Origin of the sequence: Streptomyces sp. NPDC090119 (assembly GCF_044747085.1) — a bacterium.
Taxonomy (GTDB): Bacteria; Actinomycetota; Actinomycetes; order Streptomycetales; family Streptomycetaceae; genus Streptomyces.
This window is the reverse complement of the sequence record NZ_JBIVDK010000002.1, coordinates 913,168-927,598: the sequence shown is the minus strand read 5'-3', so window position 1 is coordinate 927,598 and position 14,431 is coordinate 913,168. Positions and strand designations below refer to the sequence as shown.

Sequence of the window (14,431 nt, the reverse complement as noted above, 5' to 3'; positions counted from 1 at the left end):
TGTCTAGGCGGAACGGCAGCCGCGGGTACGGGCGGATGTCCCCGCGAGCCGCTGCCGTCGAAACCCCCACGCCACCGCACGACACGCCACCGGACAAGCGCGCGAAGGAGGGCCCCGCACCATGGCCGTCGACTACACAGTGATCGTCGTCTACCTCGTCGGGATGCTGGCCATGGGCTGGTGGGGCATGCGCCGCGCCAAGTCGAAGAGCGAGTTCCTGGTGGCAGGCCGCAGACTGGGCCCGGCCATGTACTCCGGCACCATGGCCGCCATCGTGCTGGGCGGCGCGTCCACCATCGGCGGGGTCGGCCTCGGCTACAAGTACGGCCTCTCCGGCGCCTGGATGGTCTTCACCATCGGCCTCGGCCTGCTCGCCCTGTCGGTGTTCTTCTCGGCCCGCATCGCCCGGCTGAAGGTCTACACCGTCTCCGAGATGCTCGACCTGCGCTACGGCGGCCGGGCCGGGGTCATCTCCGGCGTCGTCATGTGGGCGTACACCCTGATGCTGGCGGTCACCTCGACCATCGCCTACGCCACGATCTTCGACGTGCTGTTCGACATGAACCGCACCCTGGCGATCGTCCTCGGCGGCTCGATCGTCGTCGCGTACTCCACCCTCGGCGGCATGTGGTCGATCACGCTCACCGACATGGTGCAGTTCGTGGTGAAGACCATCGGCGTGCTGCTCCTGCTGCTGCCCATCGCCGTGGTCAAGGCGGGCGGCTTCTCGGAGATGAAGGCCAAGCTGCCGACCTCGTACTTCGACCCGCTGGGCATCGGCGGCGAGACGATCTTCACCTATGTGCTGATCTACACCTTCGGCATGCTGATCGGCCAGGACATCTGGCAGCGCGTGTTCACCGCCCGCGACGACCGCACCGCCAAGTGGGGCGGCACCGTGGCGGGCACCTACTGCCTGGTCTACGCCGTCGCCGGTGCGGTGATCGGCACCGCCGCCAAGGTGCTCTACCCGAAGCTCTCCAGCCCGGACGACGCCTTCGCCACCATCGTCAAGGACGAACTCCCCATCGGCGTCCGGGGCCTGGTGCTGGCCGCCGCCCTCGCCGCCGTGATGTCGACCTCCTCCGGCGCCCTGATCGCCTGCGCGACCGTCGCCAACAACGACATCTGGTCCCGGCTGCGGGGCCTGGTCCGCTCCGGCGAGGAGGAGCACGACGAGGTGAAGGGCAACCGCGTCTTCATCCTGATCATGGGTCTCGCCGTGATCGGCACCGCCATCGCGCTGAACAACGTCGTCGAGGCGCTGACCGTCGCGTACAACCTCCTCGTCGGCGGCCTCCTCGTGCCGATCCTCGGCGGCCTGCTGTGGAAGCGCGGCACCGTGCAGGGCGCGCTGGCCTCCGTGATCGTCGGCGGTACCGCGGTGATCGGCCTGATGGCGGGCTACGGCATCCTCGCCAACGAGCCCGTCTACTACGGCCTGCTCGCCTCCCTGGCCGCCTACCTCGTGGTCTCCCTGGCCACCAAGCCCACCGACGAACGCGTCCTCGCCGTCTGGCGCGACCGCCTCGCCGGCAAGTCCCCCGAACTCCCGTCCGAACCGGTCCCGGCTCACCAGTAGAGTCGTACGGAAAGCAGTACATGCGCGACGAAGCGCAAGGAAGAAGGCATTTCAGAATGAGCAGCTCCGAGACGCCCCGCGGGCCCGTCGACTCCTCCCGCATCCCGCGCTACGCGGGCCCCGCGACCTTCGCCCGGCTGCCCCGGCTGGACGAGGTCGGCCGCGCCGACGTCGCCGTGGTCGGCGTGCCGTTCGACTCCGGCGTCTCGTACCGGCCGGGCGCCCGCTTCGGCGGCAACGCCATCCGCGAGGCGTCCCGGCTGCTGCGCCCGTACAACCCCGCGCAGGACGCCTCCCCCTTCGCCCTCGCGCAGGTCGCGGACGGCGGCGACATCGCGGTGAACCCGTTCAACATCAACGAGGCAGTCGACACCATCGAGGCCGCCGCCGACGACCTGCTCGGCACCGGCGCCCGCCTGATGACGCTGGGCGGCGACCACACCATCGCGCTGCCGCTGCTGCGCTCGGTCGCCAAGAAGCACGGCCCGGTCGCGCTGCTGCACTTCGACGCGCACCTCGACACCTGGGACACCTACTTCGGCGCCGAGTACACCCACGGCACGCCGTTCCGCCGCGCGGTGGAGGAGGGCATCCTCGACACCGAGGCGCTGTCCCACGTCGGCACCCGCGGCCCGCTGTACGGCAAGCAGGACCTCACCGACGACGAGAAGCTGGGCTTCGGCATCGTCACCTCGGCCGACGTCTACCGCCGGGGCGCCGACGAGGTCGCCGACCAGCTCCGCCAGCGCATCGGGGACCGCCCGCTGTACATCTCCATCGACATCGACTGCCTCGACCCGGCCCACGCCCCCGGCACCGGCACCCCCGAGGCGGGCGGCATGACCTCCCGCGAGCTGCTGGAGATCCTGCGCGGCCTCGCCTCCTGCAACCTGGTCTCGGCCGACGTGGTCGAGGTCGCCCCGGCCTACGACCACGCCGAGATCACCTCGGTCGCCGCCTCGCACACGGCGTACGAACTCACCACCATCATGTCCCGGCAGATCGCGGAGGCACGCGCCAAGTGACGCACGACCACGACCTGGAACTCCGCCCGACCGAGGCGCAGACAGAGGCGGCCCTGAATCCCCCGCCGGGGCGCAACGGCGGCGACCTGGTCGTGGAGACCCTGGCCGGGCTGGGCGCGACGACCGTCTTCGGCCTGCCCGGCCAGCACGCGCTCGGCATGTTCGACGCGCTGCGCCGCTCCTCGCTGCGCTACATCGGCCTGCGGGTCGAGAACAACGCGGGCTTCGCGGCCGACGCGTACGGCCGGATCACCGGGGAGGCGGCGCCGCTGCTGCTCTCCACCGGGCCCGGCGCGCTGACCTCGCTGGCCGCCCTCCAGGAGGCGGCGTCGGCCTCGGCGCCCGTCCTGGCGATCAGCAGCCAGATCCCGACGGCGGGGCTGGGCGGTGGCCGACACGGTTATCTCCACGAACTCCCGGATCAGTCGGCATCCTTCCGGGGCGTGGTGAAGTCGGTCCACACGGTCCGCGCGCAGTCACAGATCCCGTCGGCCATCGCGGAGGCGTGGCGGTCCGCGCTCACCGCTCCGCACGGCCCGGTGTGGGTGGAGATCCCGCAGGACGTGCTCCTCGCGGAGACCTCGCTGCCGGTGGTCACGGCCCCGGACGCGACCCCGGAGGACCTCGCCCCGCGCGTCGAACTCACGGCGGTGGCGGCGGACCTGCTGTCCCGTGCCCAGCGTCCCGCGATCATCGCGGGCGGGGGAGTCGTACGGTCGGACGCCTCGAAGAAGCTTCGGCAGCTCGCGGAGAAGCTGGACGCCCCCGTGGTGACCACCTTCGGCGGCAAGGGCGCCTTCCCCTGGGAGCACCCGCTGTCCCTCCAGTCCTGGCTGGAGGACCGGCACATGACCGACCTGCTGGAGGACGCGGACGTCCTGCTGGTGGTCGGGTCGGGGCTCGGTGAACTCTCCTCGAACTACCACACGTTCAAGCCGCGCGGCCGGGTCGTCCAGATCGAGGCCGACCTCGGCAAGCTGGAGTCCAACCACCCGGCGCTGGGCATCCACGCGGACGCCCGCCTCGCGTTGCAGGCGCTGCTGGAGACAATGACGGAGCGGACGGACCCCACCGCGCCCGAGCGGGTCCGGGACGTGCTGTCCCGTATCGGGGACCGGATCACGGGTCAGGAACTCACCCTGGAACAGGACGTGTTGGCGTCCGTGCGCCGCGCGCTCCCGACGGGCTCACCGTCCTTCTGGGACATGACGATCCTCGCCTACTGGGCCTGGTCCGCCTTCGACCCGCGCGGCGCCAACACCATGCACTCCGCCCAGGGCGCGGGCGGCCTCGGCTACGGCTTCCCCGCCGCCCTCGGCGCGGCCGCCGCCGATCCGACCCACCCGGTCCTCGCTGTCTCCGGCGACGGGGGCGCGCTGTACTCCATCGCCGAGCTGGCCACGGCCAAGCAGTACGAACTGCCGGTGACCTGGCTGATCGTCGACGACGGCGGCTACGGCATCCTCCGCGAGTACATGACGGACGCCTTCGGCGAACCGACCGCGACGGAGCTGACCCGGCCGGACTACGTCGCCCTCGCGGAGTCCTTCGGGGTGCCGGGCGTACGGACCTCCCCGGAGACCCTGGCGGCGGACCTGGCGAAGGCGCTTGCCACGCCCGGCCCTTCGGTGGTCGTGCTCCCGGCGGTGCTGCGGATGTTCGCGCCCACGCACCTGGGCTGACCGGCCGGACGGTGGTGAACTCCTCTCTTCCGCAGGGGAGTTCACCACCGTCGTGCTCCTACCAGATCGCGTCGACCCACTCCGGGTGGTCGATGAACGGATTCCGGTTGTGCTGGTAGGTGTCGTAGATGACCTGGTTGCGCTTCTCCTCGAAGGCGCTCGGCGGGTCCTCGTCGCTCCACTGCTTGAGGACGGACAGCTTGCCGATGTTCGGGCTGCTGCCGTTGTCGACCTTCTCGTTGGGCTCCAGGTCGGCGAAGCCGTCGCCCCCGTCGTAGCGGACCGCCATGTAGAGGATCATCCGGGCCACGTCGCCCTTGTCCGCGTCGCGCGGCTCGAAGGAGTCGGAGTCGGTGAGGCTGCCGCCCCCACCGCTGACCGCGCTGCCGCCGTCGTCGAAGTCCTTGTTGCCGCGGATGCTGTTGACCTGGACGTCCGCCGGGCGCAGGTGGTGCAGGTCGGTGCCGGGACCGGTCACCTCGCCGAAGTCGCCGTGCGACTTGGCCCAGGTGTGCTCGCGGTTCCAGTCGCCGGTGCTGCCGCCGTTGAGGGACTTGGCGCGGGAGACGCCGCTGTAGAGCAGGATCACGTTGTTGCTGTTGTTCGGGTCCTGGTCGGTGACCTTCAACGCGTCCCAGACGGCCGCGTACGAGATCTTGCTCTGGCTGCTGATGATGGTGTGCAGCGAGGACTTGAGACTCGCGCCCGTCTTGCCGACGGCGTTCTTGTAGTACGTCGTGTCGTACGAGGTCGTCGTCGCGCTTGCCGGGGTGGCGACCGCCGCCGGCAGGGTGAGGCCGACGAGCAGGGCCGAAACGGCCAGCGCCGGAGCCTTCCAACGGTGCATGTGCGTCACGGGCATGAGGGTGCCGATCTACGCGGGTTGATTGAGCGGACAACGAGCGTGGCATGGACACGCGTAAATGGCAGTGAAGGGGAGGTGACCGTTGTGTGTCGAGATCCGGTGTGCGTCGAGATCCGGCAAGTCACATGCGCTCAGCGCGATGTGGGACGCGGGGACGGGCGGCCGGAACCCCCTAGGGCAGCCGGAGCGGCGGGCCGAAGCGGACCGGGACGCCGGGTGCGTAGAGCACGCTGACGGGGTCGCCGACCGGGGTGGAGAGCCCGGCCGCCGCGATGGCGGTCTCGTCGTACGAGGTCAGCTCGCACCGGTTGAACGTCCACCGGGGGTGGGTGTTCGGCAAGTAGTAAGTACGTCCCCGGAGTTGGGCGTGGAGTCCCCAGCGGCAGGTGAGGAACTCCTCCAAGGTGTTCGCCTCGTACGGCTCGGGGGAGACCTCGGCCCGGACGCGGGCGCTCGCTCCGGAGCCGTCGCGCCGGAGGCTGCCGTAGGAGATTCCGGCGCCGGTGCGGCGGGTGTGGATGCGGGCCCAGCGGTAGGGCAGGCCGAACGCCGCCCGTGCCGTCAGCACGGGGAGCAGGCGGTCGCAGTCCAGGGAGCGGAACACCACTCCGCGCCGCCCGAGGCTGTCCCTGCTGTACAGGCGGACGTTCACCTCGCCGAAGCTGCCCAGGTAGGGAAGCGCGGGCCCCCGGCCGAGGGCCAGGTCGTCCATGCGGAAGAAGACCAGGCCGACGTAGGTGCGGCCCAGGTGGAGGTCGGGGGACGTGCCCGGCGGCAGCAGGCGGGCCACCTCGTCGGGATCGGCGGCCCAGTGCAGGAAGACCAGTTCGCGCCACCACTGCCGGAACAGCACGTGCGACAGGGGGCGTGGCGGCAGGGGCGTGACGTCCTCCACGTGGACGGACGTGTCCGCCGTCACGACGTGACCCGCTTCGCCCCGGCGCTGTCCACGACCCGCGCGTCCATACGCATACCCTCCACGACCGCCTCGACGGCCTCCGCCACCGTGATGCCCGGTGGCAGCGCCGGAGCGGTGCCGGTCACCGCACGCCGGGCGAAGCCGGACTCGACATGGGGCAGGCAGATCTCCAGCACCCCCACACCGGAGCGCCGCACCTCCCGGCGAGCCGCCGTCAGCCAGGTGGCCAGGGCTGCCTTCGCCGCCGCGTAGTCCGCCATGCCGGCCGGTGCCGAACGGGCGACGGTCCCCGTGACGGCGGCGAGCAGGCCGCCGGAGGACACGTGGGCCGACGCGGAACGCAGGATCGCCATGGGCGCGAGCGCGTTCACCGCCATCACGTGCTCCGCGACCGCCTCGCCGATCTCACCGACCGGCCCGAACGCGGCGACCCCCACGCAGACGACCACGGCGTCGAGCCCGCCCAGCTCCCGTGCCGCCCAGGCGGCCAGGCCCTCGGCGGCGTCGAGGTCCCAGGCGTCGAAGGTCCGGGCGGGGCCGGGGCCGCACCGCTCGCGCACCTCGGCGAGCCGGTCGGCGTCCCGCCCCGTCAGTGCGGTGGCCGCGCCGAGCCGGGCCAGCCGCTCGGCCAGCGCCGACCCGATGTCACCGGTTGCTCCGGCGACCAGAACGCGTGCGCCCCGGATTTCCACACCGCACCTCCCGTCCCGCTCACTGGGAGGACTTCGCCCGGTGAGGGCCGGACGGATGCGGCGGGGTGGCGTTCAGGATGCCCTCGACGCCGTCCAGGAACGTCGCGCAGATCAGGGTCGGGTCGAAGAGGCACCCGGCTGCCATGGCGCCGTCCCGCAGCATGACGAAGTGGCGGCCGGTCACGTCGGCGGGGGCGCGGCCTGCGTCTTCCATGAGCTGCGTGGCGGTGTCCAGGAACCATTGCCGGTGGGCCAGCACGGCCTGGTGGACGGGGTGCGTGGGGTCGGGATACTCGGCCGCCGCGTTCAGGAAGGCGCAGCCGCGGAAGCCCGGGGACCGGATGCCCTCGGCGATGGACCTGCCCACGGCCCGGACCGTCTCGGCCGCCGGAAGGCCCTGTGCCCGGATGGCGTCCACCTGTCCCCGGATGCCGTGATCGGCCTGCTGGAGGTAGGCGAGGATCAGCTCGTCCTTGCCCTTGAAGTGCCGGTACAGGGTGGCGCGGGTCACTTGCGCCTCCGCGATGATCCGGTCGACCCCGACGGAGTGAATCCCCTCCGTGTAGAAGATCCGGGTCGCCGTGTCGAGCAGCCGCGCCCGGGCCTCCGACGTGCGCTTACCTGCTGTGCCCGTGCTCATGGCGGCCACGGTAGCAGGCGGTGAGGGAGAACGTTCGGTCTTGACAGGGGGTGAGGGGGTCCCTTGAATGGGAGGTAGACCGAACGTTCTCCCTCTTTTTCGACTCCTTGCGGAAAGGGCATCCCATGGCCGCCTCCATCACCGCCACCCCTCCCACCGAGAGCGACACCACGGCGCTGCGCCGCCTGTACTTCCTGCGCTTCGCGTTCGCCGCGATCTGGGCCGTCCTGATCTTCGCGACGGCCCACACCCTGAGCCCCCTCAGCGCGGCACTGCTGGTGCTCTATCCCCTGTTCGACGTGGCGTGCGCCGTCGTCGACATCAGGTCCGCCAGGGCGAACCGGGGCCCGGTACGCGGTCTCTACGCGAACGTCGCGCTCAGCACCCTCACCGCCGCGGGGCTGGTCGCCGCGGCCGCGTCAGGCATCCCGGCGGTCCTGCGCGTCTGGGGAGCCTGGGCGGTCACCGCCGGTGCCGTCCAGCTGATCGTCGGCGCCCTGCGACGTCGACGCGGCATGGCAGGACAGTGGCCGATGATCCTCAGCGGAGCCATCTCCACCCTTGCCGGTGCCTCCTTCGTCGCCGGGGCCGCCCAGGCGGATGCCTCCTTGGGCTCGCTGGCGGGGTACGCGTTCCTGGGCGGGGTCTTCTTCCTGATCTCCGCGCTCCGCCTGGGGCGGGCCCGCAGGGCCGACTGAGTCCCCTCATGGGGTTCGTGCGCCGGGCCGGGTGGGGCAACCAGCGCGCGGCGTCTGGTGCGGCAGGCGCCGCGCGCCCGCGAAGATCGAGACACCCCCTAGGCCCGACGGGCGGCCTTGCGACCGGCGAGCACGCCGAGAAGGACCAGCGCCGCGTTCACCGCGATCGCTGTCTTCAGGCCGGTCAGGACGGCCGGGGCGCTCGGGGCGGTCGTGTCCGGCATCGCGGCGGTGGCGATGGCGCTCATGACCGGGGCGCCCATGGTGATGCCGATCTGCTGGGTCATCGTGGCGAGGCCGGTGGCGAGGCCCTGTTCGTGGTCGGCCAGGCCGGACGTGGCGGTGACCATGAAGCCGACGATGACGAGCATGTTGCCGACTCCGCCGGTGAAGGTGGCGGCGAGCAGCAGCGCCAGGGAGCCGTGCCCCTCGCCGAGCCCCAGCAGCGCGGCCGTGGACACCGCCTGGACCAGGCCGCCGACGACCAGCGTCCGCCTGTTGCCCAGCCGCCCGATGACCCGGGGCGCGGCCGAGCCGCCGACGACCGTGCCCGCGCCCAGCACACCGAAGGCCAGCCCGGCCGCGAGCGGGGAGAAGCCGAGTACCTCCTGGAGGTAGAGGGTCAGCAGGAAGACCAGCGAGGTCTCGGTGAGGAACGCGAGCAGTCCGACGACGTTCCCCCAGGCCACGGTGGGCTTCCGCAGCACGCCGACCGGAACCAGCGGAGCTTCCGCGCGGCGCTCCACGGCGTGAAAGGCGAGCAGCAGGGCGGCACCGGCGGCGAGCGGGAGCAGCGCGGACGGGGAGGTCCAGCCGTGCTCACCGGCCTGGGTGAGGCCGAGGACCACGGCGAGCAGGCCGAGGGTGACGGTGAGGGCGCCGGGAACGTCGAGCCCGGGCCGCTGGACCGGCCGGGACTCCGCGACGACCGTCGGGGCGAGGAGCAGTACGGCCAGGGCCACGGGGACGTTGATGAAGAACGCCCAGCGCCAGGAGAGCAGGTCGGTCAGGACGCCGCCGAGGACCGCGCCGGTGGTGAACCCCGCCGACATCAGCGCCCCGTTGAGCCCGAGGGCCTTCTCCCGCAGGGGTCCCTCGGGGAACGAGGTCGTCATCAGCGACAGCCCCGCCGGGGTCACCGCGGCCGTGGCCAGCCCTTGCAGCACGCGGGCGGCGAGCAGTACCCCGGGGCTGGTGGCGAGACCGCCCGCGAGGGAGGCGACGGCGAGTACGGCGAGGCCGCCCAGGAACAGCCGACGGCGCCCGAAGAGGTCGGCGACGCGGCCGAAGAGCAGGGTGAAGCCTGCCGCGCACAGGGCGAAGGAGGTGCCGATCCACTGGAGACGGGCGAGGGGGAAGCCGAGGCCCTCACCGATGACGGGGAGGGCGACGTTGAGGATGGAGAAGTCCACGGCCAGCATGAACTGGGCGGCGAGCAGGAGGACGAGGGTCAGGCGGAGGCGGGGGGTGAGAGTCGGTGCGAGCGTCGTCGTCATGCCCGTCAGGCTGGCCGGAGCGGCGGGGGGCAGCCAGAACCGTGGCGAGGCTGGTCATGACGTGACCACCCTGGGCGGGCCGGAGCACGCCATCATGGAAGCCCCGACCCTTCCGGAGGCAGCGATGGACGTCCCGTCCGACCTGGGCGAGTTCCTCAAGTCCCGCCGTGCCGCGCTGCGCCCGGAGGAGGTGGGCCTCACCCCGCTGCCGACCCGGCGCCGGGTGACCGGCCTGCGCCGGGAGGAGCTGGCCATGCTGTCCGGGGTGAGCGTCACCCACTACACCCGCCTGGAACAGGGCCGCGCGGCGGGCGCCTCCGACTCCGTCCTGACCGCCATCGCCCGCACCCTCCGCCTGACCGACGACGAGACCGCCCACCTGCGCGCCCTGGCCCGCCCGTCGCGCCGTACCACCCCGTCCCGCCCGGAACACGCGAGCGCGTCGGTACGGCAGCTGCTGGCCGCGATGCCGGGCGTCCCCGCCCTGGCCCTGGACCGCCGCAACGACGTCCTGGCCTGGAACGCCCCCGGCCATGCCCTGCTGGCCGCCCATCTCCCCGCCGAAGCACCGGAGTCGGCGACCACCCGCCCCAACCTGACCCGCATGCTCTTCCTGGACCCCGCCTACCGCGCCCTGTTCCGCGACTGGTCCGCAGAAGCGGTGCTGGCGGTCGCCTCCCTCCGCCAGGTGACCGCCCGTCATCCCGACGACCAACGCCTGACGGACCTGGTGGGCCGACTGACCATCCACTCCGACGAATTCACGTCCCACTGGAAGCGCCACCCGGTCCGCACCTGCACCTCGGGCGTGAAGCACCTGCACCACCCGACCGCGGGCCCCCTCGACCTGACCTTCGAAACCCTGACCCTCCCAGCCCCGTCGGGCCAACGCCTGATCACATACACGGCGGAAGCGGACTCACCCTCGGAACGAGCACTCCGTCTCCTGCTGCAGACCAAGCCGAGCGCACCCCCGCTCACTCCCCGGTCCGCAGAGCGGTGACTACGACACCCCGGCCGAGCCCGCGAACCGCCACTCCCGACAGGCGCACCTTCGCACTGAGCGGCGGCTCCAGAAACTCGACCGTCTGTCCGTAACGGAGAATCAAGTCCAAGGTCATGGGCCCCGCGAATTCCTGGCCGACACGGACGACGCCGCCTACACAGCGGACAACGCACACGGCCGAGTCGAGGTCCGCCGACTCGACCGAGTAGATCTGCAACCTGGCTGTCTCTGACATGCGCTCTGCTCTTCGCGGCCTCAGGGAAGATCGGGGATCAGGGCCACCCACGCCGACAGCTCCGGGCGGAGCGGGTCGTCCAGGGGGAGTACGTCCACGATCTCCCGAAGTGGTGTCAGCACGTTCTTCACGTGCCGGAGACGGAGCATCCGTTCTCGGGGAAATTCTCGCCAGCCGTCCGCCTCGGCCGCCACTTCCCCGCGTGACCTCCCGATACCTTGGAAGGCGGTCTCGCACAGCTCGGCCGCGTCGCGGATCGCGTCACCTGGTACGACGCCGAACTCCCGGATGGCGTAGACGCGGACACGCGTCTCGTCGGCAAGCGTCCTCAGCGGCCCGAAGCCGGACGAAGCGTCCCGCTGTCTCCCGGCCGCGATCGCGAGTTCCGCCCACCGGAGCCGGGTCGCGGCGTCCTGGCCGTCGTCGTACATCCGGCCGACGGCCCGGTCGCGCGCTGCTTCCCAGGTCTGCCGCGAGGGGGCCGAGTCCAGCCGAGTCAGCTCGACGGCCTCGGTGGGGAACTGGTGCCGCATGCCGTCGCCGTCTTCTCCGTCGGGCAAGCTCCTCACCCCGAAAACCTGATTTTCCTTCAGAGGTCGTCGCCGAAGGGGTTGGTGAGGTCGCCCCACGTGAAGTCGTATCGGTCCGCTTCCTTGTCGAACGTCACTTGCAGCCCTCTGTCGGGAACACCCAATTCATTCTTGAGCCACCCGTCCATGGCGAGGGCCGCGACTTCCGATCGGAAGTGCGCGACAGGGTAGGTGAGGGAAGTGATGTTCACGACCAGTCCCTCTGGATGCTTCTGCATGAGATCGGGTGCGTGTACCGACAGGCCGAAAGAAAGCCAGGCGGCATCGCGCCAATGAGTTCCGTCAGGAAGTGCCAGGTGGATCTTCTGGCCCACCTGCATTGTGGTGTGGTGGCTTTGATCCGGGGACAGGAAATCAGCCGTGAGGTCGGCGGCGAGGCCGCCCAGCGGACTACGGAAGCGGTACTTGAAGGTGCTGGCCACGAGACTGTGCGTCTGGAAACGCGGAGCCGTCTTCTTCAGATCGGCCATCTTGATGTCGAGTATCTTGCCGTCGCTGCCCTGGTCGCCCATGTGCCGCTCTCGTCCCCTCCGTCGACGCACCAACCCGACGACCCTAGTGGGGGCGGCGGTTTGCAATCGAAGAGAACGTCAAGGGGCGGCAAAGACCGCGTCATGATCACGCAGGGCGGCGGAGTCACCCCCACACCTTCACGAACACCAGTACAACCCTCCCCCCTCCCCGAGGGTCAATCCGTGCATGACGCACCGGATATCACCCCGCGCCCGCAAGGGAGCGCTCGCCGCCGTTGTCGGAGGGGCGCTGCTCGTGCCCGTCCTCGGCGCGGCCCCCGCCTCCGCCGCCACCGCGGTCAGCTGCACCTCCGCCAAGGCGGGCCTCGCGGCCAAGCTGAGCAAGGACATCACCGCCGCCCTCGCCAACCGCAAGGGGAGCGTCGCGCTCGGGGTGTACGAGGGGTCCACGAAGACCACCTGCACGCTGCGCGCGACCAGCGCGTACGACTCGGCCAGCACCGTCAAGGTCACCGTGCTGGCCACTCTGTTGTGGGACGCGAAGAAGCACAACCGGTACCTGACGAGCACCGAGACCTCGCTCGCCACGGCGATGATCACGAAGTCGGACAACACCGCGACCAGCAAGCTGTGGAAGCAGCTCGGCGCGACGAAGGTCAAGGGCTTCATCCAGGCCGCCGGGATGACGAGGACGACGCCGGGCGTCGACGGCTACTGGGGCCTGACCCAGATCAACGTCACCGACGAGCAGAAGCTGCTCAAGCTCGTCACCACCAAGAACACCGTGCTGAGCGACAACTCCCGCGCCTACATCCAGAAGTTGATGGGCCAGGTCGTCTCGTCCCAGCGCTGGGGCACCCCCGCCGGTGCCCCCTCCACCGTCGCCGTGCACGTCAAGAACGGCTGGCTCCAGCGCGCCACCCACGGCTGGCGCGTCCACAGCCTCGGCACCTTCAACGGCGGCGGCCACGACTACACCATCACCGTGCTGACCCAGGACAACAGCACGATGAGCTACGGCGTCACCACCATCCAGAACGTCGCCAAGGCCATCCACAAGGACCTCGTCCCGACGGCGTCCAAGTCCGCCGTCTACGTCCCCACCAGCACCCCGCGCGAGGCGTTCGTCGCGACCCCGCCGCAGGGCTGATCCTTCACCGGGCGCTCTCCCGCCGGTCACCGTGCACGCCCTACGGTGACCGGCATGCGCCCACGCACCGTGCTCGCGGCCCTCGCCGCCGCTACCCTCGCCGCGACCACCCCCGGCACCGCGAACGCCAACACCTCTGAAAAGCACGCCTGTTCGGCCTCCGTCGCCATCGACGGCTTCTCCGACGCCCTCGACAAGACCACCTTCGACGGCACCTACGTCGGCAACCTCTCCGCCCTCGCCGTCGACCGCGACGGTTCGCTCGCCGCGCTATCGGACCGGTCCACCCTGTTCCGGCTGGACGCGCAGGGGCCGACCGCCGCCGTCACCCTCCCCGGCGACCTCGATTCCGAGGGGCTCGCCATCGACCGCGACGGCACCCGCCTGGTCACCTCCGAGACCGAGCCCTCCGTACGCCGGTACTCCCGCGAGGGCAAGCTCCTGGAGCGGCTCCCCGTGCCGCCGGACCTCCAGGTTGCCCCCGCCGGACGCGCCACCGCCAACCAGACCTTCGAGGGCCTGACCCTCCTCCCCGGCGGCCGCACCCTCCTCGCCTCGATGGAGTACGCCCTCGCCGGGGACGACCCCGGCACCGTCCGCTTCCAGACCTGGACGCGGGACCACGGCCGCTTCCGCCTCGGCGCGCAGTACGCGTACCGCACCGACGACCCGAGCCTGGGCGTGCCCGAGGTGCAGGCCACCCCCGACGGGCGCCTGCTCGTGCTGGAGCGCGGCTTCGAGGCGGGCGTCGGCAACACCGTCCGGCTGAGCCTCGCCGACCCGCGCCGTGCCACGGACACCTCACGCGTCGAGCACCTCACCGGGCAGCCCGGCGTACGCCCGATGAGCAAGACCCCGCTCGCCGACCTCGCCGACTGCCCCACCCTCGGCGCGACCGCCCGCCAGCCCCAGCCGAACCCGCTGCTGGACAACATCGAGGGGATGACCGTCACAGGTCACCGGGGCACCCTCAAGGTGCTCCTCGTCAGCGACGACAACCAGAACCCGGCCCAGACGACCCGCCTCTACCGCCTCACGGTCCGCCTCAGCTGAGACTCCCGTCCGCGTTCCAGTCCGACGGGATCTCCGCCGTCAGACCGAGCGCCCCCGCCCGCTCCTCGATGTGCCGCCGGATCTCGTCGTGCGGATCGCGGCGCCCCCGGCCGACCGCGTGGATCGCCCGGTGCAGGTCCTCCGCGCCGTGCCGGTCCGCCGGGCGGACCGGGTAGCTGCCGTCCGGCAGGGACCAGCCCTCCGCCGCGCAGTGGCGCCGGGCCGCCGCGTCCAGATCGGCCGCGTCCGGTGTGTCGATGTTGCCCTCGTCCATGCCCGCCTCCAGCGCAGAGTCCGTACGACGCGACGCATTCCAGCACAAACC

At 71.3% G+C, this 14,431-nt stretch carries 15 protein-coding genes; 7 read left to right on the top strand and 8 right to left on the bottom strand.

Going from position 1 to position 14,431, the window contains the following annotated elements; translation table 11 throughout:
* Nucleotides 1–121: 121 nt before the first annotated feature.
* The 3 genes from ACIPPM_RS11575 to ACIPPM_RS11565 are packed head-to-tail and all read left to right on the top strand — an operon-like array spanning nucleotide 122 to nucleotide 4,289.
* Nucleotides 122–1,582 carry a sodium:solute symporter gene (locus ACIPPM_RS11575; protein WP_401445908.1) on the top strand — a complete coding sequence of 487 codons (1,461 nt, stop codon included), beginning with the start codon at nucleotides 122–124 and terminating at the stop codon, nucleotides 1,580–1,582.
* Between the two features lie 56 nt (nucleotides 1,583–1,638).
* The gene (gene speB / locus ACIPPM_RS11570; RefSeq protein ID WP_393596808.1) at nucleotides 1,639–2,607 is read left to right on the top strand and encodes an agmatinase; all 969 of its coding nucleotides are present in this window, start codon (nucleotides 1,639–1,641) and stop codon (nucleotides 2,605–2,607) included.
* Nucleotides 2,604–4,289: a thiamine pyrophosphate-binding protein gene (locus tag ACIPPM_RS11565; RefSeq protein ID WP_401445906.1), complete on the top strand. Its 1,686-nt coding sequence runs from the start codon at nucleotides 2,604–2,606 to the stop codon at nucleotides 4,287–4,289. The genes speB and ACIPPM_RS11565 overlap by 4 nt, the downstream gene beginning before the upstream one ends.
* A gap of 58 nt (nucleotides 4,290–4,347) precedes the next feature.
* On the opposite strand, the gene ACIPPM_RS11560 is transcribed toward ACIPPM_RS11565, so the two are convergent.
* The 4 genes from ACIPPM_RS11560 to ACIPPM_RS11545 form a co-directional block, all read right to left on the bottom strand.
* Nucleotides 4,348–5,151, bottom strand: coding sequence for an endonuclease I family protein (locus ACIPPM_RS11560; RefSeq protein ID WP_401445903.1), 804 nt, complete (start codon nucleotides 5,149–5,151; stop codon nucleotides 4,348–4,350).
* Between the two features lie 175 nt (nucleotides 5,152–5,326).
* On the bottom strand, nucleotides 5,327–6,073 hold the full coding sequence (locus ACIPPM_RS11555; protein WP_401445901.1) for a YqjF family protein: 747 nt from the start codon (nucleotides 6,071–6,073) through the stop codon (nucleotides 5,327–5,329).
* Nucleotides 6,070–6,765, bottom strand: coding sequence for an SDR family NAD(P)-dependent oxidoreductase (locus tag ACIPPM_RS11550; protein ID WP_401445899.1), 696 nt, complete (start codon nucleotides 6,763–6,765; stop codon nucleotides 6,070–6,072). The genes ACIPPM_RS11555 and ACIPPM_RS11550 overlap by 4 nt, the downstream gene beginning before the upstream one ends.
* 19 nt (nucleotides 6,766–6,784) lie before the next feature.
* Nucleotides 6,785–7,405 (bottom strand): TetR/AcrR family transcriptional regulator, encoded by a 621-nt coding sequence (locus tag ACIPPM_RS11545; RefSeq protein ID WP_401445897.1) that lies wholly within the window; start codon nucleotides 7,403–7,405, stop codon nucleotides 6,785–6,787.
* Nucleotides 7,406–7,530: 125 nt separating this feature from the next.
* On the opposite strand from ACIPPM_RS11545, the gene ACIPPM_RS11540 reads away from it, so the two are divergent.
* Entirely contained in the window at nucleotides 7,531–8,103 is a 573-nt protein-coding gene (locus tag ACIPPM_RS11540; protein ID WP_401445895.1) for a hypothetical protein, read from the top strand.
* Between the two features lie 98 nt (nucleotides 8,104–8,201).
* Here the strand turns inward: ACIPPM_RS11540 and ACIPPM_RS11535 are convergent, their stop codons facing one another.
* Entirely contained in the window at nucleotides 8,202–9,599 is a 1,398-nt protein-coding gene (locus tag ACIPPM_RS11535; RefSeq protein WP_401445893.1) for an MFS transporter, read from the bottom strand.
* A gap of 124 nt (nucleotides 9,600–9,723) precedes the next feature.
* On the opposite strand from ACIPPM_RS11535, the gene ACIPPM_RS11530 reads away from it, so the two are divergent.
* The gene (locus tag ACIPPM_RS11530; RefSeq protein WP_401446447.1) at nucleotides 9,724–10,602 is read left to right on the top strand and encodes a helix-turn-helix transcriptional regulator; all 879 of its coding nucleotides are present in this window, start codon (nucleotides 9,724–9,726) and stop codon (nucleotides 10,600–10,602) included.
* A gap of 258 nt (nucleotides 10,603–10,860) precedes the next feature.
* Here the strand turns inward: ACIPPM_RS11530 and ACIPPM_RS11525 are convergent, their stop codons facing one another.
* Nucleotides 10,861–11,400 (bottom strand): hypothetical protein, encoded by a 540-nt coding sequence (locus ACIPPM_RS11525; protein WP_401445891.1) that lies wholly within the window; start codon nucleotides 11,398–11,400, stop codon nucleotides 10,861–10,863.
* Nucleotides 11,401–11,429: 29 nt separating this feature from the next.
* The gene (locus ACIPPM_RS11520) at nucleotides 11,430–11,942 is read right to left on the bottom strand and encodes a hypothetical protein (RefSeq protein WP_401445889.1); all 513 of its coding nucleotides are present in this window, start codon (nucleotides 11,940–11,942) and stop codon (nucleotides 11,430–11,432) included.
* A gap of 187 nt (nucleotides 11,943–12,129) precedes the next feature.
* Here ACIPPM_RS11520 and ACIPPM_RS11515 point away from each other — a divergent pair, with 187 nt between their 5' ends.
* Entirely contained in the window at nucleotides 12,130–13,053 is a 924-nt protein-coding gene (locus ACIPPM_RS11515; RefSeq protein ID WP_401445887.1) for a serine hydrolase, read from the top strand.
* Between the two features lie 54 nt (nucleotides 13,054–13,107).
* Entirely contained in the window at nucleotides 13,108–14,106 is a 999-nt protein-coding gene (locus tag ACIPPM_RS11510) for an esterase-like activity of phytase family protein (RefSeq protein ID WP_401445885.1), read from the top strand.
* Here ACIPPM_RS11510 and ACIPPM_RS11505 read toward each other — a convergent pair.
* Nucleotides 14,099–14,380, bottom strand: coding sequence for a hypothetical protein (locus ACIPPM_RS11505; RefSeq protein WP_401445883.1), 282 nt, complete (start codon nucleotides 14,378–14,380; stop codon nucleotides 14,099–14,101). The two genes, ACIPPM_RS11510 and ACIPPM_RS11505, sit on opposite strands and share 8 nt — an antisense overlap.
* Nucleotides 14,381–14,431: the final 51 nt, after the last annotated feature.